The 19,234-nt window shown below is 60.6% G+C and carries 19 protein-coding genes and 1 tRNA gene; 12 read left to right on the forward strand and 8 right to left on the reverse strand.

Translation table 11 applies throughout. The features are described from left to right. The first annotated feature begins 46 nt into the window (after positions 1 to 46). Positions 47 to 970 (forward strand): LysR family transcriptional regulator, encoded by a 924-nt coding sequence (locus AC4CWF_RS05485; protein ID WP_491284121.1) that lies wholly within the window; start codon positions 47 to 49, stop codon positions 968 to 970. A 125-nt stretch (positions 971 to 1,095) separates the two neighbouring features. Here AC4CWF_RS05485 and AC4CWF_RS05490 read toward each other — a convergent pair. The 7 genes from AC4CWF_RS05490 to AC4CWF_RS05520 all read right to left on the reverse strand — a co-directional run bounded on the left by AC4CWF_RS05490 (position 1,096) and on the right by AC4CWF_RS05520 (position 8,327). Continuing rightward, a tRNA-Arg gene (locus tag AC4CWF_RS05490) sits at positions 1,096 to 1,172 on the reverse strand. 221 nt (positions 1,173 to 1,393) lie between these two features. Beyond that, the gene (locus tag AC4CWF_RS05495; RefSeq protein ID WP_491284122.1) at positions 1,394 to 1,882 is read right to left on the reverse strand and encodes a hypothetical protein; all 489 of its coding nucleotides are present in this window, start codon (positions 1,880 to 1,882) and stop codon (positions 1,394 to 1,396) included. A gap of 333 nt (positions 1,883 to 2,215) precedes the next feature. Continuing rightward, positions 2,216 to 3,082 carry a transglutaminase family protein gene (locus AC4CWF_RS05500; RefSeq protein ID WP_491284123.1) on the reverse strand — a complete coding sequence of 289 codons (867 nt, stop codon included), beginning with the start codon at positions 3,080 to 3,082 and terminating at the stop codon, positions 2,216 to 2,218. A 19-nt stretch (positions 3,083 to 3,101) separates the two neighbouring features. Beyond that, positions 3,102 to 4,043 (reverse strand): alpha-E domain-containing protein, encoded by a 942-nt coding sequence (locus AC4CWF_RS05505; protein WP_491284124.1) that lies wholly within the window; start codon positions 4,041 to 4,043, stop codon positions 3,102 to 3,104. A gap of 9 nt (positions 4,044 to 4,052) precedes the next feature. Beyond that, a complete protein-coding gene (locus AC4CWF_RS05510; RefSeq protein ID WP_491284125.1) occupies positions 4,053 to 5,462 on the reverse strand; it encodes a circularly permuted type 2 ATP-grasp protein in 1,410 nt (469 codons plus the stop codon). 521 nt (positions 5,463 to 5,983) lie between these two features. Next, on the reverse strand, positions 5,984 to 7,639 hold the full coding sequence (locus AC4CWF_RS05515) for a DEAD/DEAH box helicase (RefSeq protein WP_491284126.1): 1,656 nt from the start codon (positions 7,637 to 7,639) through the stop codon (positions 5,984 to 5,986). Between the two features lie 349 nt (positions 7,640 to 7,988). After that, on the reverse strand, positions 7,989 to 8,327 hold the full coding sequence (locus AC4CWF_RS05520; RefSeq protein WP_491284127.1) for a hypothetical protein: 339 nt from the start codon (positions 8,325 to 8,327) through the stop codon (positions 7,989 to 7,991). A 21-nt stretch (positions 8,328 to 8,348) separates the two neighbouring features. Between AC4CWF_RS05520 and AC4CWF_RS05525 the strand changes: the two genes are divergently transcribed. Both AC4CWF_RS05525 and AC4CWF_RS05530 read left to right on the forward strand, forming a co-directional pair. Next, a complete protein-coding gene (locus AC4CWF_RS05525; RefSeq protein WP_491284128.1) occupies positions 8,349 to 8,645 on the forward strand; it encodes a hypothetical protein in 297 nt (98 codons plus the stop codon). Between the two features lie 59 nt (positions 8,646 to 8,704). After that, positions 8,705 to 12,400: a PAS domain-containing hybrid sensor histidine kinase/response regulator gene (locus tag AC4CWF_RS05530; protein WP_491284129.1), complete on the forward strand. Its 3,696-nt coding sequence runs from the start codon at positions 8,705 to 8,707 to the stop codon at positions 12,398 to 12,400. A 10-nt stretch (positions 12,401 to 12,410) separates the two neighbouring features. Here the strand turns inward: AC4CWF_RS05530 and mnmC2 are convergent, their stop codons facing one another. Beyond that, the gene (gene mnmC2 / locus AC4CWF_RS05535) at positions 12,411 to 13,112 is read right to left on the reverse strand and encodes a tRNA (5-methylaminomethyl-2-thiouridine)(34)-methyltransferase MnmC2 (protein WP_491284130.1); all 702 of its coding nucleotides are present in this window, start codon (positions 13,110 to 13,112) and stop codon (positions 12,411 to 12,413) included. Positions 13,113 to 13,152: 40 nt separating this feature from the next. Here mnmC2 and AC4CWF_RS05540 point away from each other — a divergent pair, with 40 nt between their 5' ends. The 9 genes from AC4CWF_RS05540 (at position 13,153) to AC4CWF_RS05580 (ending at position 19,000) form a co-directional block, all read left to right on the forward strand. Further along, positions 13,153 to 14,364, forward strand: coding sequence for an NAD(P)/FAD-dependent oxidoreductase (locus tag AC4CWF_RS05540; protein WP_491284131.1), 1,212 nt, complete (start codon positions 13,153 to 13,155; stop codon positions 14,362 to 14,364). A gap of 89 nt (positions 14,365 to 14,453) precedes the next feature. After that, on the forward strand, positions 14,454 to 15,161 hold the full coding sequence (locus tag AC4CWF_RS05545; protein ID WP_491284132.1) for a DUF1045 domain-containing protein: 708 nt from the start codon (positions 14,454 to 14,456) through the stop codon (positions 15,159 to 15,161). An 86-nt stretch (positions 15,162 to 15,247) separates the two neighbouring features. Continuing rightward, positions 15,248 to 16,174 (forward strand): allantoinase PuuE, encoded by a 927-nt coding sequence (puuE, locus tag AC4CWF_RS05550; protein WP_491284133.1) that lies wholly within the window; start codon positions 15,248 to 15,250, stop codon positions 16,172 to 16,174. Further along, positions 16,174 to 16,674 carry a 2-oxo-4-hydroxy-4-carboxy-5-ureidoimidazoline decarboxylase gene (gene uraD, locus AC4CWF_RS05555; RefSeq protein ID WP_491284134.1) on the forward strand — a complete coding sequence of 167 codons (501 nt, stop codon included), beginning with the start codon at positions 16,174 to 16,176 and terminating at the stop codon, positions 16,672 to 16,674. The genes puuE and uraD overlap by 1 nt, the downstream gene beginning before the upstream one ends. A 60-nt stretch (positions 16,675 to 16,734) precedes the next feature. Continuing rightward, a complete protein-coding gene (locus tag AC4CWF_RS05560; RefSeq protein WP_491284135.1) occupies positions 16,735 to 17,028 on the forward strand; it encodes a nucleotidyltransferase family protein in 294 nt (97 codons plus the stop codon). Further along, positions 17,025 to 17,387: a HepT-like ribonuclease domain-containing protein gene (locus AC4CWF_RS05565; RefSeq protein ID WP_491284136.1), complete on the forward strand. Its 363-nt coding sequence runs from the start codon at positions 17,025 to 17,027 to the stop codon at positions 17,385 to 17,387. Before AC4CWF_RS05560 ends, AC4CWF_RS05565 begins: the two co-directional genes overlap by 4 nt. 6 nt (positions 17,388 to 17,393) lie before the next feature. Then, positions 17,394 to 17,894 (forward strand): ureidoglycolate lyase, encoded by a 501-nt coding sequence (locus tag AC4CWF_RS05570; protein ID WP_491284137.1) that lies wholly within the window; start codon positions 17,394 to 17,396, stop codon positions 17,892 to 17,894. Beyond that, the gene (uraH, locus tag AC4CWF_RS05575) at positions 17,891 to 18,247 is read left to right on the forward strand and encodes a hydroxyisourate hydrolase (protein WP_491284138.1); all 357 of its coding nucleotides are present in this window, start codon (positions 17,891 to 17,893) and stop codon (positions 18,245 to 18,247) included. Before AC4CWF_RS05570 ends, uraH begins: the two co-directional genes overlap by 4 nt. 6 nt (positions 18,248 to 18,253) lie before the next feature. After that, positions 18,254 to 19,000 carry a metallophosphoesterase family protein gene (locus AC4CWF_RS05580; RefSeq protein ID WP_491285233.1) on the forward strand — a complete coding sequence of 249 codons (747 nt, stop codon included), beginning with the start codon at positions 18,254 to 18,256 and terminating at the stop codon, positions 18,998 to 19,000. Positions 19,001 to 19,234 lie beyond the last annotated feature (234 nt).

The raw sequence follows: 19,234 nt of genomic DNA on the forward strand, positions 1-19,234 counted from the left end.
ATGCTCATCATCAATCAAATCGATCTAGATGATGAGCGGAATTGACGTGGTTGATATTTCCAAAATCGATCTCAACCTGCTGGTTGCGATGGAGGCCCTTCTGGAGGAAAAGAATGTGTCGCGCGCGGCGCGGCGGCTTTCTCTCGGTCAGCCCGCCATGAGCCATAATCTGGCGCGTCTTCGAGGCTTGCTGGGGGATGAATTGCTGGTGCGAAGTGCGGGCGGCATGGTGCCGACGGCAAAAGCTATCAGTCTCGAAGTCGAGCTTCGGGCGACCATGCGCAAGATCCGCATGCTGTTTGAAGAGCAAATGCCCTTTGATCCTTCAACAGCAAAAATGTCCTTTCGACTGGGCGTGACCGACAGCGCCGAAGCCATCCTCGTTCCAGCCGTCTCGGCCTTGCTGCTGGAAAAGGCGCCCGGCGTTACGCTCAAATTGATCCCCATAGACGGGGTCGATGTCGCCGATGGTCTGGAGATGGGCGTCTTTGATCTTGCCATCGGCACCTTCGCCGGGGGGCGAAGCTACCACAAGCAACGGGTGATTTATCACGAAGGGTATCATACGGTTTTTAATGCGGCCCTGGTCGCGATCGGCGATGTGATGACGCTGGATGACTACAGGCGTTATCCGATGCTGGTGGTCGAGGGGGCAGACGGAGACGCCGTGCTGAACGCTTTGGACCGTCTGGATGTGTGGCCGCAGATTGCGCTGCGAACGCCCCACCTGCTGGCGGTGCCCTCTATCGTTTCTCAAGCCCCGATGATCGCCACAGTTCACACCCAGGTGGCGGAACGTTTTGCCGAGCATTTCAACCTGTCCGTCAGGCCGCTTCCCGAAGAGATCTGCCTTGCACCCGCAAAACTGATGCTGATGTGGCACGCCGCCAGCGACAAGGCCCCGGCTCACCAGTTTATGCGCGATCTCGTTGCCGAAGCGCTCAGATGTCTGCGTACGGGGAAATTTTAGACTTCCTTTGCGAAAGCGTCTGCGGTTCGTAGATATTTAAATCCACAGGCGCGGAAGCGACTAATGCCACGCATTGTGCGATGCACAAATCGGCAACGTCTGCGGTTCGCGGTTGTTTGCTGAAATGGCGCACCCGACTGGATTCGAACCAGTGACCTTTGCCTTCGGAGGGCAACACTCTATCCAGCTGAGCTACGGGTGCTTCTGCGAACCGATGCGTGACGCACTGTTCGTGCCGGTGCAGGGTTCATAACAAAGGTCGCGGGCGTCAGCAATCGGCAAAAGGCAGAAAACTTTGCATGGGGTTGAAAGATTGGCGGATTGTCGGGGCCGTTTTAGGCAGTAGGCAGTAGGCAGTAGGCAGTAGGCATTAGCAGGCGGGGAGGGGTGTGGTGCTCTGGCTGCGTGCGGTGGATATTTGCGTCAGCGCAGCGTGGTCAGGCGCAGCGCCCGGTCGATCAGCATGTTGGCGAGCATCATGCGGGTGTTGGCCTTGTCGCGAAACAGGGCGTCGACGCTGTCGGGGTGGTTGTGGCGGGCAAAGGTGCGGCGGCGTTCGGCAAGGGTTTCGGGGCTGTCGGTCGGCAAGATGCCGAGGTCTTCCGCCACCTCCTCTTCGCCAAGGCGCGCAAGATGCGGGGGCATGAGGGGTGGTTCGGGGGTTTTTGATGCCGGCTGCCGCTCTGGCATCGCCTGCGGCTCTTTTGCGCCAGCGTCGAACTGGTCGAGCATGGCGCGGTACGGATCGTCAAATCCCGAGGTATCGGTGGCTTCAGCGGCGCCTGAGGGCATGACGAAGCCGCTGGTGAGGCCCGCCACGCGGTAGGATGGCGGCGTGGCTGGGATCTCGTCCGGTGCCTCCACGTCAAGTCGGGTGAGTATGGTCTGGAAAACCGATCGTCCGAACAGCATTGCCTGATCCCGATTGCCTGTCTCGCCTTGTCCAGAAGCGCCGGACATAAAAACACAGGGGCATGGCGCGGAGCTTATGGAGCCCGGCACGGGCGAGATCCGATCGGTAAAAATCGAAAATTCTGCGCTTTGCGTCAGGCAAGGCCCTGCACCATGCATTAAGCAAGGCAAAACGAAGGCCATGGGGCCTGCCTTAAGCCAAGCCTGCCGGAAGGCGAAAAACCCGGCACGGCTGCTACGGAAGGGTCAGGGGGCGTCGTCGGCGAAAAGAAAAAACCGGTGCTGAGGGGCACCGGTCTCGCGTCATGGTCTGTCTACAATCGTGTCAAAAACTCAGGCCTGCGCCTGATCCTCTTGTGCCGGTGCTGGTCCAGAACTTTGGCTTTGCATCTGCCCGTCTGCGGGTTTTACGGTGAGCGAAACGGTGAGGTTTTCGCCGTGCGTGCCGGGGCCGATGCGCATGCCCGAGACCGGGGCGCAGTCCTGATAGCAGAGGCCGGTTGCCACGCGCACATAGCGGTCATCGGGGCAGATCTTGTTGGCAGCATCAAAGCCCACCCAGCCAAGCCCTGGAATATGGGCTTCCGCCCAGGCATGTGTTGCCACCTGTTCGGTCTGTCCTTCCATCAAAAGATAACCGGAGACATAACGGGCCGGCAGTTTGGCCACGCGGGCGGCGGCGATGAAGATGTGGGCGTGATCCTGGCAGACGCCGGATTTTGCCTCCAGCGCCTCCTCGGCCGTGGTTTGCGCATCCGTTGAGCCCGGCAGGTAGGCAACCGTCCCGTGGATGGTTTCCATCAGCGTGTGCATCTGCGCAAGTTCGCTGTCGCCCTTCAGCGAGCGGGCAAGCTCGCGGATCAGCTTGCCGGGCTTGGTCAGCGGCGTATCGCGCAGATAAAGCCAGAGCGGCACGAAGCCGGTATGAGGACCGAGCACGCCCGCTTTGTCCGCCGTCTCGACCTCACCCGATGCGGTGATGCGGATGGTGTGCGCGCCGCCTTCGATGGAAACCAGTTCGACGCGGTTGCCGAACTGGTCGGCATAACCGGCTTCCACCTTGGCGCCATCCACGGTGATTGCCCAGTCGATGACCTTTTGCGTCGAGCCACCAAGCGGCGTCAGGCGCAACCGCTGCAGCGCATAGGCCACCGGCTCGTCGTAACGATATTCTGTCGTGTGAGAAATTTTCAAACGCATGACCGTACCCCCGCTCCGCTTATTGATAGAAGCGGTAGCCTTCTGAAATTTCGGCGCTCAACTTGTTGTTCCGGTTTATGAAATCTTCCAGAAACTCATGCAGGCCCTGGTCCATCACATCTGCAATCGAGCCACGCTTCAGCATGGTCTTGATCGAGGCGGCGGTATCATGCGCCGTGTGGCGCTCGCCGTAATCCTCTTCCAGATAATGCAGGTTGCTGACGATCTTTTCGTAGCAATAGGCAAGCGAGCGCGGCATGCGCACGTTGAGGATGAGGAAATCGGCAATGCTCGACGGCTTGTATTCGCCGTCATAGACCCAGCCATAGGAGCGATGCGCCGAAACCGAGCGCAGGATGGATTCCCACTGGAAATTATCGAGCGACGAGCCAACCTGGCTGATCGCCGGCAGCAGCACGTAATATTTCACGTCTAGAATGCGGCTGGTATTGTCCGCCCGCTCGATGAACGTGCCGATGCGCGAGAAATTATAGAGATCGTTGCGCAGCATCGAGCCGTGGAAGGCGCCACGGATGAGGCCGGCGCGCCGCTTGATCACGTCGATCGCTTCCGGCAGATCGGCAGGTTTCACCTTGCGGGACAAAAGCTGCTTCAACTCGATCCAGCATTCGTTGGTCGCTTCCCAGGTTTCCCGCGTCAGCGCCGTGCGCACCATGCGGGCATTGTTGCGGCCCGAATCGATGCAGGACATGACGCTCGACGGGTTGGACGTGTCGCGCAGCAGGTAATCGATGGCGTTGGCAGCCGTCATCGTATCATGCACGGTGGCATAGGCATCGCGCACGCCGGCACTTTGCAGCACGCCGTCCCAATCCTCGTCGGAGGAGCCGGCCCGCGTCAGCGAGACCCGAAGGCCCGCATCGATCAGGCGGGCGATGTTTTCGGCACGCTCGATGTAACGGAACATCCAGTAGAGGCCGTTGGCAGTTCTTCCCAGCATTTTACGCCCTCAATCTTCCAGTACCCAGGTGTCCTTGGTGCCGCCGCCCTGGCTGGAGTTGACCACCAGCGAGCCCTGCTTCAGCGCCACGCGGGTCAACCCACCTGGAATGATCTTCACCTTGTCGGAGACAAGCACGTAAGGCCGCAGATCCACATGGCGCGGCGCGATACCCTTGTTGACGAGGATCGGCACGGTCGACAGAGACAGTGTCGGCTGGGCGATGTAGTTGGAGGGGCGCGCCTTCAGCTTTTCGGCAAAATCGGCGCGTTCCTTCTTCGAGGCTGTCGGGCCAACCAGCATGCCATAGCCGCCGGAGCCATGCACTTCCTTCACCACCAGCTCTTCCAGATGCTCCAGCACGTATTTGAGGCTGTCGGCCTCCGAACAGCGCCAGGTGGGCACGTTTTCCAGAATCGGCTTGCGGCCCGTATAGAACTCAACGATTTCAGGCATGTAGGAATAGATCGCCTTGTCGTCGCAGATGCCGGTGCCCGGCGCATTGGCAATGGTGATATTGCCGGAGCGATAGACATCCATGATGCCGGGAACGCCAAGCGCCGAATCCGGCCGGAAGGTCAGGGGATCGAGGTAATCGTCATCGACGCGGCGGTAAAGCACGTCGATCGCTTCATAACCGCGGGTCGTGCGCATCTTCACCTTGCCGTCGATGACGCGCAGGTCCGATCCCTCCACCAGTTCCACGCCCATGGTGTCGGCGAGGAACGAGTGTTCGTAATAGGCGGAATTGTAGATGCCGGGCGTGAGGACGGCCACGCGCGGGCGGCCCTTGCAGCCGGGAGGCGCAAGAGAGGCGAGCGACTGGCGCAGAAGATAGGGATAGTCCTCGACCCGCTGCACCTTGTTTTGCGAAAACAGTTCGGGAAACATCTGCATCATGGTTTCCCGGTTCTCCAGCATGTAGGAGACGCCGGAAGGCGTGCGGGCATTGTCTTCCAGCACGTAGAACTGGTCTTCGCCGGTGCGCACGATATCGGTGCCGACAATATGGGTATAGACGCCGCCGGGCGGCTTGAAGCCGATCATCTCAGGCAGGAAGGTGACGTTCTTTTCGATCAGTTCGCGCGGAATGCGCCCGGCCCGGATGATTTCCTGCTTATGGTAGATATCATCGAGGAAGGCGTTGAGGGCGAGAACGCGCTGCTCGATGCCCTGCGCCAGTTTTCGCCATTCGCGGGCGGCGATGATGCGCGGAATGATATCGAAGGGGATCAGCTTTTCAGACGAATCCGCGTGTCCATAGACTGCAAAGGTAATGCCGGTCTTGCGAAAGATGTTTTCCGCGTCTCTCGATTTCTGGATGAGATGCGCCGGATCCTGGCTTGCATACCACTCCTGGTAAGTCTGGTAAGGCGGTCGCGGATTGTTATCCGCAGTCAACATTTCATCGAATGCCAATGGTGCGTCCCCGGTTTTTGACCATAAGAGTACAACGCAGATGGCAATGCAAGAACCATGCACAGTCCGCGTTGATTTAATTCAAATGGTCGAAGATGGGTGATGAAAGATGCGCCAGGCCGCCGCGCAAGGGTCGGGTTCCCCAATGATGCCGTCCATGCAAGGATCCGCTAAAATGCGTTGAGCGGAATGTCCGCTAGCAGACCAACGCTGGCAAGTCTTTCAAAAGATTGCAGTTGGACAGAAAATGCACAGGCCTTTTCGTACCCCTGCACAAGTTAACGGCACTCAAGAAAGTCCGCATATAAACCCGCAGAATTGTCGCGACGCTTCAGGGAGATTCATCCTCCGGTGGAAGACCAGTCCAGACCAGCCTTGCTGGAACGGCAGCGCCAGCAAGGTGCAGCGTTGAATGTGTCCTGCCGTTTGCGCCGAGATCAACGCTTTCACGAAATAAAAAAGCCCGCCCCTTCTTAGAGAAAGGGGCGGGCCGAGGTCATTGGAGCTGTGCCAGAGGCAGATTAGGCGCGGTCACGCGTGCGGCCACCCTGGCCACCCGTGCGGCCTTCGCCGCCGAACTTCACCGGGCCACCGTTGCCGGCCGGCTTCTGGCCGGGACGGCCCTGGCCGGTGCGGGCCGTGCGCTGGGTTGCCGGCTCATGGGCGCCGTGGGCGGCATGGCCACCCTTGCGTTCGCCGTTGCGGGCCGGGCGACCATCGGGACGGCCACCGGCCGGCTTCTTCGTCGCGCGGAAATCCGAGGTCGAGGCAAGATCATTGTCGGCTTCGAAACGCGGAGCTTCCTCGTTGCGGCGCTGGCCACGGAAGGAGCGTTCACCCAGTTCCTCGCCACGGGCCGAAAGGGCAGCGCCTTCCGGCGTGCGCGGACGGCGCGACGGACGATTTTCGGCGCGGCCACGGCTCGGGCCTTCACCGCGTCCGCCTTCAGGACGACCACCTTCAGGACGGCCACGACCGGCGCCATTGCGGGCAGGGCCGCTGCGGGCGGGCTTGCCGCTGGAGCGGGCAGGGCTTGCCAGCACCGTCGGGCGTTCGCCGGAGGCAACAGTGATCTCGATGTTCATCAGGCGCTCGATGTCGCGCAGCAGACGCGTTTCATCCGGTGCGCAGAAGGCAATCGCAATGCCATCACGGCCGGCACGGGCGGTACGGCCGATGCGGTGGACATAGGCGTCGGCGACTTCCGGCAGGTCGTAGTTGAACACATGCGTCACGCCCGGGATATCGATGCCGCGGGCGGCAACGTCGGTCGCGACGAGAATGCGGATTTCACCGTCACGGAAAGCCTTCAGTGCGCGTTCGCGCTGGCCCTGGCTCTTGTTGCCGTGAATGGAGGCAACCTTGAACTGCAGGTGTTCGAGGTACTTGAACAGCTTTTCAGCGCCATGCTTGGTGCGGAGGAACACCATGGCGCGGCCATCCGGGTTCTTTTCCAGCGATGCCTTCAGAAGCTCGGTCTTGTCGTTCTTGCCGTTGACGAAGTGAACATACTGTTCAACCTTGTCGGCAGCCTTGCCCGGAGGGCTGACTTCGACCTTGACCGGATCCTTCAGGAAATCGCCGGCGAGATCGGCAATTGCCTTCGGCATGGTGGCCGAAAACAGCAGGGTCTGGCGACGGGCCGGCACCATCTTGGAAATCTTGCGTAGGTCATGCACAAAACCGAGATCCAGCATCTGGTCGGCTTCGTCGAGCACCAGGTAACGCACGGCGGTCAAGCCGATGGCGCGGCGGCTGATCAGGTCGAGCAGGCGGCCGGGGGTGGCAACCAGAATGTCGGTGCCCTTTTCGAGCTGCATCTGCTGCTTGTTGATCGAGGCGCCGCCGACGACGGAATTGATCTTCAGCGGCGTGTTGCGCACGTAGCTCTTCAGGTTGGCAGCGATCTGGTTCACCAGTTCGCGCGTCGGAGCAAGGATCAGCGTGCGGGTCGTGCGGTTATCCGGACGCTTCTGTTCCTTGAGCAGCATTTCAATAAGGGGAAGGCCGAAAGCTGCGGTCTTGCCAGTGCCGGTCTGAGCAAGGCCGATCATGTCGCGGCCTTCGAGCAGAAGCGGAATGGCCTGCGCCTGGATCGGCGTCGGGGTCTCGTAGCCAAGGCTGATAACGGCGGCAACGAGCTGCTTGGTCAAACCAAGCTCGTGGAAATTCGTCAAGTCGAATACCTTTTCGGGGCGCCAGAAACGTACGCCGGTGCGGCACCATGCCGTCCGGTCTGCTTCTGGCGTCAAGAACCCCGCGTGAAGTGGGAACTTGTCAGTGGAAATTGCTTCCCAGCGCTGGCCTCTTGGGCCTGATAAGAGCGCCTTGTTCCTTCTTCGCGAATATTCTCGTCGCAGGGCCAGCTCACGCGGCGGCCGGAAGGTGAAAGCTGATGCTGCATGTGCGTCTTTTACGCTTTAAAGTCAAGAGCCCGCGTCGAGATCGACGCGGGCTCCTTGATTTTATCGGCTGATGAGGGTCAGTCGCGACCGCCCGCCCGCATGCCACCGTTGCCGACTGCCGTCAGTAAACCGGGCAGACGCGGACACGGTAGGCATCGCCCCATTCGTTTTCCTGCCATTCGAAATGGCAGCGCGGACGCGGCGCTTCGCGATAATAGGTCCGCTCATAAACCACCTGGCGCGGCGGAGGCGGGGGAGGTGCATCATAGATGCGTTCTTCATAGACGGGTCCGCGCGGCTGCGAAGCAATCGCGCCACCGATGAGGCCGCCCACGGTGCCGGCAGCAACGCCTGCCCAGAAATGATCCCGCGCTTCGGCAGCAGGGGCAGTTGCGATCAGCGCGCTGGTCAGCGAGAGCGCGACAAGACCCGCAGTAAAACTCTTCTTCAGAACTGACATGGCTTTGTTCCTTTCACCCGTTTGATCCTTATCGGGTACATCCTCAAGATCATCCCAGATCGCGGCAAATTAAAGGAAAAACAAAAGGATAAGTCTGAACATCCGTTCATCTGGCAAATGCCTGAAGTTGAACATGCGGGCGGCTTCGGCGCGGTCAGCGGGTACTGTGGCGAAATGGTGGCGGATTGGTGGCTCCAAGTGGGCGGCTTGTTTCCGGTGTTGTCGGGCCCTCAGGATCGCATCAGCCTTTTCCGTTGCTGCTCCATGCCGGCCCAGAAACAGTTTGTTAACCATAGTGGTGCTCAAGTTCCGGTTTGATGCATCATGGTGCGAATCATGGGCGGTGGTGTCCGTGTGGCGGTTCGTTGGGGGATCGGGTGAGTAGCGATAGTGAACTTCTGCAGCGGGCCTGCGAAAGGATCAACGATCTCGACGTACCGGCCTTCATCAAGGACGGGATGCTGCGTTATGTCGCCGTCAACGATGCCTATGCGCAGCTGTGCGGTGCCGAGCGGGCGGATTTTCCGGGTCTTGTCACGTCCGATCTTGCGCTGTCGCTCGAAGATGAGGCGGGTCTGGACAAAGAGCGGCGGGCGCTGGTCTTCGGCAGTGACGAGGTGGCGTTGTGCCGGGATGCCGCCGGGACGCTGCGCCATGAACTGCGCATCGAACGTTTCGTCACCGATGATGACCAAGCCTATCTGTTTGGGATTTTCGAGCCTGTGGCCTCTGCTGTTTTCCCGGTGGGAGCAGAGCCGGCCTTGCCGCAGGGCGCGGTCGATGACGAAGGTGGCCTGGCGCGCGGACAGGTGAGCCTTGAAATGCTCGGCACGGCGCTGGACCTGCTGGATGCCGGCATCGGCATTTTCAGCGAAACCGACGAACTTCTCTATCATAACACGCCGTTGGCGCAGTATTTCGAAAGCCTGGGCGCCACTCTTTCACCCCGCCAGACGCTCGACCGGCTGATCGAGCAGGTTTATGATCATGCGGCTGAGGTGGCAGACGACGCCGCGGTTGCCAGCGACCGGCGCCGCGAATGGCTTGAGGAGCGCACGCGCATCCTGCATCTTCAGAGCTGGCAAGCGATGGAGCCGCTGGCCGACGGGCGCTGGATGCGCAGCGTCAACCGCCGGCTGGACAATGGCTGGCTGATCATGCTGCGGCTGGATGTTACCGAATACAAGGTGCAGGAAATCCGCCTCGGCAAGAAGATCGAAGAGGCCGAGATCTTTCGTGCCGCCTTCGAAGACCTGCCGGTGGCCGTGTTCCTGCGCGACAGCCAGCGCCGCCTGATCTATGCCAATGCCGCCTATGAGGCGATGCTTGGCAAGGAGCGCGCCGACCTGATCGGCCTCACGGAAGAGGAGATGTTCCCGGGCGCTGCCGACCGTTTCCGCCGGGAAAATGACCAGCTTCTGGCTGAAGGCGGTTCGATCGAAAAGACGGAGGATATTCCGCTTGCGCAAGGGACGACGATTGCAGCCATCACCCGGCTTGCACGGATTTCGTCACCGGCAGGCGAGCCTTACGTGGTGGGCTCCATCACCGATGTCTCTCTGGTGCGCAAGGCCCAGCAGGAGGCCGAGCGGCTGCATCTTGAAGTGCAGGCCATTCTGGATTCGCTGCCGGTCGGCGTTGCCATCCTCGATCGCAATCACGCCTTCGAATATGCAAACCGCACCTTTCACGAACTGCTCGGCAGAGATGGGGCGGCCTGCGGCGGCCTGACAGGCCAGTCATACCGGGATTTCCTGCGCGGCAATTACGAGGCGGGTATCTATGGCCAGGGCGATGAAAGTTTCGATGCTTTCTACGCTGCGCGCATTGCGGTGCTGACCAGACCGGACGATTTTTCGCCGATCGAGCTGCGCACCGCCCAGGGTCGCACGCTTCTCATGTCGCGCGAGCATCTGTCTGACGACAAGATGCTGCTGAGCTATATTGATACCACGGCCATGCGCCGGCGCGAGCAGGAAGTGCAGGAGGCGCGCGCGGCCCTCGAACAGCACGGCGCCATGATGCAGGATGCGACCAGCGTGATGTCGCAGGGCCTGTTGATCCTGCGCGAAGGCAGGGTGGTGTTTTCCAACGAGGCACTGGCTGCGATCCTGCAGGTGCCGGCGGGTCTTGTGCAGGCGGGAAAACCCTGGCGGGCCGTTTTTGCCTATATGGCAGCCCGCGGCGATTTCGGCTCGCCGGAACAGGCGGAAGATACCTTTCGCTACTGGCAGACGATGGAGACGGAGGGCAAGGGCTTTTCCGCCTCGCTCTGCATCGAGGATATCTGCTGGATCGACGTGGAGATGAACCTCAGCGGCAATGGCAACTGGCTTGCCGTGTTTAATGACGTTACCGATGTGCGCCAGCGCGAACGTGAACTGGAACGGCTGCTGGACCGCGCCGAATCGGCCGACCGGGCAAAATCCGAGTTTCTGGCCAATATGAGCCACGAGATCCGCACCCCGATGAACGGCGTGCTGGGCATGGCCGAACTTCTGGCCAAATCCAATCTCGACACGCGCCAGAAGACGTTTACCGATATCATCGTCAAGTCCGGCAATGCGCTTTTGACCATCATCAACGACATCCTGGATTTCTCCAAGATCGATGCGGGGCAGATGACGTTGCGCAAGGCAAGTTTCGATCCGGTGGACGCCATCGAGGATGTGGCGACGCTGCTATCGTCTTCGGCAGCGGACAAGGACATCGAGCTTCTCGTGCGCGGCGCCTCCAACCATTATACGGTTGTGGGCGATCCCGGCCGGTTTCGCCAGATTGTGACCAATCTCGTCGGCAATGCGGTGAAATTCACGGAGAAGGGCCATATCCTCATCGAGGTGGCGTCTGATGTGGTCGATGAGGCGACGGTGTCGCTGACGATCCGTATCGAGGATACCGGCCTTGGCATTCCCGATGACAAGCTGAAGACGATTTTCGACAAGTTTTCGCAGGTCGATACATCCTCCACCCGCCGTTACGAGGGAACCGGGCTTGGCCTTGCCATCACGGCAGGGCTGGTCAAGCTGTTCGGCGGCACGATCGGCGTCGAGAGTGTCCATGGCAAGGGATCGGTGTTTACCGTCACCCTGCCGTTGGCCATCGGCGCCCGGCGCATCCTCCCGGAGGCCTCGACAGCCAGCATTCGTGGCGCCCGCATCCTCGTCATCGACGACAACCGGGTCAACCGTCAGATTCTCTCTGAGCAGTTGTCTCTCTGGGAGTTCGATGCCGTTGCCGTGGAAAACGGCATGGAAGGACTGGCCGTGCTGCGGGCCGCCGCTGCCTTGGACGTTACCGTCGATGCCGTCATTCTCGATTATCATATGCCGGAAATGAGCGGGCTCGATGTGGCCGCCGAAATTCGCAACGATCCGGCGCTTCGTGATCTTGCCATCATCTTTCTGACCTCGATGGATACGGCAAGCAGCGAACAAGCCTTCCAGACGCTGAACATCCAGGCGCATCTGATGAAGCCGGCGCGTGCGCATCTTCTGCGCTCAACCATTGCCGAAGTGGTGCGCACCGGCCGCCAGGAGCGCCGGCTGGCCGAGACGCAGCAGGGAGAGACGCCGCGGAGAGAGACATCCCCGGCGCCGGTCAAAGCCGTTGCATCGGCGGCACCCGGCGTGATGTCGCGCATGATCATCGACATGCCGGCCGAGCGCGAGGGCCTGCTCGACGTGCTGGTGGCCGAAGACAATGACGTCAACCAGATCGTCTTCACCCAGATCCTGCAGGCCACGGGCCTGCGTTTTCGCATCGTCGGCAATGGCGCCGAGGCGGTGGAGGCCTGGAAGGCGCAAAAGCCGGCGCTTATTCTGATGGATGTGTCGATGCCTGTGATGAACGGCCATCAGGCGAGCCGCCGCATCCGTGAAATCGAGGCGGAAGAGGGTGGCCATGTGCCGATCGTCGGTGTCACGGCCCATGCGCTGGAAAGCGACCGGGATCTCTGCCTTGCCGCCGGCATGGACGATTACCTGTCAAAGCCGATCAGCCCGGAGATCCTGGAAGCCAAGATCGGCCGATGGCGCATCAACCGCCATGGCAGCGAGGCCTCGCGCGGCTGACGATAACTGTTCAGGCGGGGCGGGTGCCTGAGAGCATTTCGCGCTTGCCGGCAAAACCCGGCGAGCGGTTGACGATAAAACCGGCGGCCTGCAGGTTGCGGCGCACGAAGCCGGCAGCGGCATAGGTGGCAAAGCTTCCGCCGGGCCTTGTTTTGTCAAACACCGCCTGCATCAAGTGCGGTGACCACATGGCCGGATTGCGCGACGGCGCAAAGCCATCGAGAAACCAGGCATCGACATCGGCCGCCATCAAGGGCACCGTGCTTTCCGCCGCACCGCAGATCACCGTGAGGGAAACATTGTCTGCAGGTTGCAGCGTGATGCTGCCTTGGCAGACATCCGGCCACCGGGCAACGAGCGCCTTTCGCTCCTCATCGATCTGTGGCCAGTGGGCAAGCGCCCGGTCGATGTCGCAGCCGGCCATCGGGTATAGCTCGAACGAGGTGAAATGCAGGCTGGCGCTTTCGGGAGCCAAGAGCTTCCATTGCCGAAAAGTCTCGCAAAAATTTAAGCCGGTGCCGAAACCCAGCTCGCCGATGCGAAATGTCTGCGCCTCTGCCCAGCGCTCCGGCAGGCCGTTTCCGGCCAGAAACACATGGCCGCATTCCAGCCGGCCATCGGTCTGGCAATAAAAATGATCGCCAAACTGGCTTGAATAGGGCATATCGCCCTCACGCCATTGAAGCGCCAAGTCCACATGTGTGTCTGTCATCTCGGAATCTGACGCAGGATCTGCAAGGGGCCAGTCTTTCATGACAAAAGCCGATAGTCCCGTCTTCATTCCCGGTCAATCCGCAAACCCGGCCACGACAACGCCTGGACATGTCGATCTATTGATCGTCGGCGCCGGTATCATGGGGCTCTGGGCGGCGGTGAAGGCCGAGCGGCTGGGCATAAGGGCGCTGCTGATCGATCAGGATCACCCCGCCTCGGGTGCAAGCGGCGGCCTTCTCGGCGCACTGATGCCGCATATGCCGGATCGTTTCAACGACAAGAAACAGTTCCAGTTCGATGCGCTGCTGGCGTTGGAAGACGAAATTTTTCGTCTGGAAGCCGAGACGGGCTTGTCCTGCGGTTATACGCGCTGCGGCCGGCTGATCCCGTTGCCGAAACCGCATCTGCGCAGCCTTGCCGAAGGCCATTCGAAAATGGCCGAAACCCATTGGCAGGCACCCGGCCGGCAGTTTTTCTGGAACGTGCTGGACCGGCCGCCGCAGCCGGACTGGTTGTCGCCGGATGTCGCCCCCTGCGGCGTGGTCGAGGATACATTTGCCGCGCGCCTTTCGCCGCGCCGGCTGACGGCGGCGCTCGTCAATTCTGTTGATGCCGGGCGGCATGTGCGCAGGCTCGATGGCATCCGCGTCGAGCGGCTGGAGGGGCGGCTGGCGCAGCTTTCCACCGGTGAAACGATCGCTTTTGGCCATGCCATCATCGCCGCCGGGCCGGGCTCCTTTCCGCTCCTGCAGCAACTGGGCACAAGGCGCCAGCCTCTTATTCGTCCGCTCGGCAGCGCGGTGAAAGGGCAGGCGGCACTCCTGAAGGCGGATATCGATCCGGGTCTGCCGGTGCTCTTCCTCAACGGCCTTTATGTCGTGGCCCACGAGGGAGGACATGTGGCGGTTGGCAGTACCAGCGAGGAAATGTTCGACGACCCCCACTCCACCGATGTGCTGCTGGACCAGTTGATCGAAAAGGCGCGGGCGCTGTCGCCAAAACTTCATGATGCAAAGGTTGTGGAGCGCTGGGCGGGCCTTCGCCCCAAGGCCATCGACCGTGATCCGATGGTCGGACCCCATCCTGATTTTGCCCATGTCATTGCTTTGACGGGCGGCTTCAAGGTGAGTTTTGGCCTTGCCCATCGGCTGGCTGATGCAGCGCTTGCGTTTGTGGGTGGCATGCCTTGCCCGCTGCCGGCTTCTTTTTCCCTGTCACATCATCTTGAAGTTGCGCAAAGGCAAAAATAACCCCTATGCCGCGTCGTCAATCTGTCACGCAAATCACCTAGATCCTACCTCAGAGAGAGGGGCCTGGCGGGTGCGAGGTGAGGTGACGTATGCGATATGCCATCAATTTTACGCCGCCGGCCAGTGATCCGCTGACGCTTGCTGCTGCGCAATGGCTGGGGCGAAATGCCTTTTCCGGGGAGGCGACGGAGCCGCCGGCCATTCGCGGCCTTGGCATTCACGAGATCGCCTTCAACACGGCCGTGCCGCGCCGCTACGGGTTTCATGGCACGCTGAAGCCGCCTTTCCGGCTGGCGGACGGCATGACCGAGGCGCTGCTTTTGCGCAATCTCATGCATTTTTCCGGCCAGCACCCGCCATTTCGCCTGCCAAAGCTGGAAGTGGTGCGGATTGGCAACCGTTTTGCGCTGGCGCCAGTGTTGCCATCGGAACCGCTGCATCATCTGGCGGGCGCTGTCGTGCAGCATTTCGATGTGTTTCGCGCAAGCCTCACCGAGGCGGAGCTGGAACGCGCCGATCCCGGCCATCTGTCGGCCACGCAGTTTTCCAATCTCTACCGCTTCGGCCATCCGCATGTGATGGACGAATTCCGCTTCCACATGACGCTGACCGGGCCGGTGGGAGCATCGGAAATCCCGCGCTTCGACGCGATGCTGCGCCGTTATTTCGAGCCGTTTCTCGAACGGCCGCCGGAAGTGTTGAACCTTGCGCTGTTTGTCGAAAGCGAACCGGGAGCGCCTTTCGTCGTCCATTCGCTGCATCCGCTCGGCAGCGTGTCTGCACGCCGCAGCGCCTGACATCTCCTTGCGTGCAATGCAACATTGCGTCTCGACTTTCGCCACGCGGATGTTACCGTCAGGCCTTTGCTTCAAAAGGTGATTTGATGGTGGCAGAGACTGATTATCCGCGCGATCTCGTTGGTTATGGACGCCAGATGCCGCATCCGCACTGGCCGGGAGAGGCCCGCGTGGCCGTGCAATTCGTCATCAATTACGAGGAGGGTGGCGAAAGCTGCATTCTCGACGGCGATCCGGCCTCTGAAAACCTTTTGTCGGAAATCGTTGGTGCTGCCGCCTGGCCGGGCCAGCGCAATCTCAACATGGAAAGCATTTACGAATACGGCTCGCGCGCCGGCTTCTGGCGCCTGCACCGGCTGTTTACCGGGCTAAACGTGCCCTGCACGGTTTATGGCGTCACGCTTGCCATGCTGCGCAACCCTGACGCCGTGGCTGCCATGAACGAGGCCGGCTGGGAGATTGCCAGCCACGGTTATCGCTGGCACGAATACAAGGATTACCCGGAAGACCTCGAGCGCCAGCACATTCTGGACGCCGTGCGCCTGCACACCGAGGTTGCCGGCGAGCGGCCCTACGGCATGTACCAGGGCAAGCCCTCGGACAATACCTTGCGGCTGGTGCAGGAGGAGGGCGGTTTTCTCTATTCCTCCGACAGCTATGCCGATGACCTGCCGTTCTGGGTAAGGGGTGTGGACGGCAAGCCCTTCCTCATCATTCCTTACACGCTCGATGCCAATGACATGCGTTTTGCAACGCCGCAGGGTTTCAATTCCGGCGACCAGTTCTATTCTTACCTGAAGGACACGTTCGATACGCTTTATCAGGAAGGCCTGGAAGGCGCGCCGAAAATGATGTCCATCGGCCTGCATTGCCGCCTTGTCGGCCGTCCGGGTCGTATCGCCGCGCTCAAACGCTTCATGGAATATGTGCTCTCCCACGAAAAGGTGTGGATCCCGAAACGCATCGAGATTGCGCGCCACTGGCACGAGCACCACAAACCGGAAACGATCTGATGATCACGCGAGAAGATTTTGTCGAACGCTTCGGGGGTGTTTTCGAACATTCGCCGTTTATTGCCGAGCGCGCCTATGACGACGGCATGGTGCTCGGTGACCATTTGAACGTCGATCGCGTCCATGCTGCGATGGTGGCCGTGTTTCGAACGGCGGATGCCGAGGAAAAGCTCTCCGTTCTACGCGCGCATCCCGATCTTGCCGGCAAGCTTGCGGTGGCAGGCGGACTGACCGAGGACAGCGCCAAAGAACAGGCCGGTGCCGGCCTTGATCGCTTAAGCCTGCAAGAGCATGCGCGTTTTACCGAACTGAATACCGCCTATGTCGAAAAATTCGGCTTTCCCTTTATCATCGCCGTGAAGGGGCTGAACAGACACGACATTCTGGCAGCCTTCGAGGCCCGTATCGGCAACAGCCGCGCGGCCGAGTTCGAGACCGCGTGCGGCCAGGTGGAGCGCATCGCGCTGCTGCGGCTCGAAAGCCTGCTGCCGGATCCGTGAAGATCGCTTTGCCGCCAAGGCAACGTCGCTTATAGTTGTCGGTGCAGAAGGAGTGTTTCCATGCGCCCATCGGAAGTGCTGGAGAGGAACCGCGACGTCATTCGTCGCCTTGTGACAAAACGCAAGGCTGAAAACCCGCGCGTCTTCGGCTCCGTTGCGCGCGGCGAAGACGGCGAGGGCAGCGATCTCGATATTCTGGTCGACCCGCTGGAGGATACGACGCTGTTTGATCTGGGCGGACTGCTGGTCGATTTGCAGAATGCCTTGCAGGGCGCCGAAATCCATCTTCTGACACCCGGAGATTTCCCACAGCGCATTCGTGCGCAGGTGCTGCAGGAAGCAAGGCCCGTATGACGCGCCCGCGCCTGATCGTGTATCTGGAGGAAATGACGCGGGCGTGCGACGAGATCGGCCAGTTTATCGCCGGCATGTCCAAGGACGGGTTTCTTGAGGACGTTCTGACGCAACGTGCGGTGGGGATGAATCTTCTCATCATCGGCGAGGCGGCCACGCAACTGGCCGATGTCTATCCGGATTTCGCCGCAGACCATCCCGAGATGGCGTGGGTGGAAATGCGCGGCATGCGCAATCGCATCGCCCACGGATACCTCAGTATCAATCTCGATACGGTGTGGATGACGGCGACCAAGGCCGTTCCCGACCTTCTTTTCCAACTGCGCATGCTGCGCCAGATCCATGCCCAGGGTGAATGATTTTAGATGCCGACGATGCTTCCTGTCCGTGCGCTGACGCGCGATGCCTTCTTGCCGTTTGGGGATGTGATCGAGGCCGATCCGGCCACCATGAGACACATCAATGGCGGCAATACCGAGCGGTTTCATGCGCTGGGGGCCGCGGAAGCACTGGGCGAGGGGGCCCGCGTCATCCTCAACATCTTTCGCGGCCAGCCGCGCAGCTTTCCCTATGCCATCTCCATGATGGAGCGCCATCCCTTTGGCAGCCAGAGCTTTTCGCCGCTTTCCGGAAGGCCTTATCTTGTCGTGGTGTCAGAGGATGAGGGCGGGCGGCCAGGCACGCCGCAGGCTTTTCTGGCGCGCGGCGATCAGGGCGTGAACTACCGGGCTAATGTCTGGCACCATCCCCTGATGACGATCGTGGCCGCCAGCGACTTTCTGGTTGTCGATCGCGACGGCCCGGGCAACAATCTGGAAGAATTCTTTTTCGATCAGCCTTTTTTCATCAGCGAGCCACACTCATGACCGGATTGACCACGCATGTTCTCGACACGGCCCTCGGCACCCCGGCGGAAGGGCTGCGTATCGACCTCTTCCGATTGAACGGCGAAAGCCGCTCGCTTCTGAAGACGGTCGTGACAAACGGCGATGGCCGGGTGGAGGGCGGACCCATTCTGATCGGCGTAGACTTTAAGGTCGGCATCTACGAGCTGGTGTTTTATGCCGGCGATTACCTGCGCAAGGTGCAGGCGCCGCTGGCGGAACCGGCCTTTCTCGACGTGATCCCCATCCGCTTCGGCATCGCCGATGAGGCGGGGCATTACCATGTGCCGCTTCTGATCTCGCCCTATGGCTATTCCACCTATCGCGGGAGCTGACCAGTGATGCGTTTTGCCGCCATCGCCGATATTCATGGCAATTGTGCAGCCCTTGAGGCCGTGCTGCTTGATATCGGCGCACAGGGAATTGCCACCAATGCCATCGTCAACCTGGGCGACTGTTTTTCAGGGCCGCTGGAAGCGGATCGTGTGGCCGACCTCTTGATGTCGCTCGATCTTCCCACAGTGCGCGGCAACCATGACCGTTACCTTCTCGAACAGCCGCGCGCCGATATGCATGCCTCGGATGCTTCAGCCTACGATCTGCTTTTGCCCGAACATCTGGAATGGCTGAAGAGCCTGCCCGTGTCGCTCACCTGGCATCGCGATGTCTATCTCTGCCATGCAACGCCTGAGGACGATAACATCTATTGGCTGGAGACGGTCTCGCCGGACGGCGCCGTGCATCTGCGCCCGCGGGCCGAGATCGAGGCACGCGCGGAGGGCATTGCGCAGTCGCTGATCCTTTGCGGCCATTCGCATCTTCCGCGCGCGGTCCAGCTTTCGGATGGCCGGTTGATCGTCAATCCCGGCAGCGTCGGCTGTCCGGCCTATGAAGACGATGCCCCTGTCTATCACCGCGTCGAGGCCGGCACGCCGATGGCCTCCTATGCTATCTGTGAAACGGGCGATGCCGGCTGGACCGTCAGTTTTCGCCTGGTGCGTTATGACAACATGGCGCAGTCGCGTGTCGCAGACGAAAACGGCCGCCCCGATTGGGCAGCCGGTCTGGCAACGGGGTGGTTGGCGTGAAATTGAATTTTGCGAATCGGCGGGGATAAGCTATATATAAGTTAACAGGCGCAGGACGTGCCGCTAGCACCGACCCCTCAAAGGGCACGTCCAATGAAGAATATGCTAATGCTCGCGTTAGCTTGCGCCGTATTTATAGCAATTTCTGTTTGCAGATGGCTGGATCTTTTGCCGGATTCAGCCTTCGATGATCTTCATAATTCCCTCGACTACTCGAGGCATATTGTGAGGTTT

The sequence above is a fragment of the Neorhizobium sp. PAMB6630 genome, assembly GCF_058242775.1.

What these genes read in the sequence shown, in the direction of transcription:
- AC4CWF_RS05505 (WP_491284124.1), bottom strand. Translation starts at nt 4,043, where the DNA reads ATGCTGGGAAGAACTGCCAACGGCCTCTACTGGATGTTCCGTTACATC.
- uraD (WP_491284134.1), top strand. Translation starts at nt 16,174, where the DNA reads ATGATCACGCGAGAAGATTTTGTCGAACGCTTCGGGGGTGTTTTCGAA.
- AC4CWF_RS05545 (WP_491284132.1), top strand. Translation starts at nt 14,454, where the DNA reads ATGCGATATGCCATCAATTTTACGCCGCCGGCCAGTGATCCGCTGACG.
- mnmC2 (WP_491284130.1), bottom strand. Translation starts at nt 13,112, where the DNA reads ATGACAGACACACATGTGGACTTGGCGCTTCAATGGCGTGAGGGCGAT.
- AC4CWF_RS05565 (WP_491284136.1), top strand. Translation starts at nt 17,025, where the DNA reads ATGACGCGCCCGCGCCTGATCGTGTATCTGGAGGAAATGACGCGGGCG.
- uraH (WP_491284138.1), top strand. Translation starts at nt 17,891, where the DNA reads ATGACCGGATTGACCACGCATGTTCTCGACACGGCCCTCGGCACCCCG.
- AC4CWF_RS05570 (WP_491284137.1), top strand. Translation starts at nt 17,394, where the DNA reads ATGCCGACGATGCTTCCTGTCCGTGCGCTGACGCGCGATGCCTTCTTG.
- AC4CWF_RS05500 (WP_491284123.1), bottom strand. Translation starts at nt 3,082, where the DNA reads ATGCGTTTGAAAATTTCTCACACGACAGAATATCGTTACGACGAGCCG.
- AC4CWF_RS05580 (WP_491285233.1), top strand. Translation starts at nt 18,254, where the DNA reads ATGCGTTTTGCCGCCATCGCCGATATTCATGGCAATTGTGCAGCCCTT.
- AC4CWF_RS05520 (WP_491284127.1), bottom strand. Translation starts at nt 8,327, where the DNA reads ATGTCAGTTCTGAAGAAGAGTTTTACTGCGGGTCTTGTCGCGCTCTCG.
- AC4CWF_RS05540 (WP_491284131.1), top strand. Translation starts at nt 13,153, where the DNA reads ATGACAAAAGCCGATAGTCCCGTCTTCATTCCCGGTCAATCCGCAAAC.
- AC4CWF_RS05560 (WP_491284135.1), top strand. Translation starts at nt 16,735, where the DNA reads ATGCGCCCATCGGAAGTGCTGGAGAGGAACCGCGACGTCATTCGTCGC.
- AC4CWF_RS05495 (WP_491284122.1), bottom strand. Translation starts at nt 1,882, where the DNA reads ATGCTGTTCGGACGATCGGTTTTCCAGACCATACTCACCCGACTTGAC.
- puuE (WP_491284133.1), top strand. Translation starts at nt 15,248, where the DNA reads ATGGTGGCAGAGACTGATTATCCGCGCGATCTCGTTGGTTATGGACGC.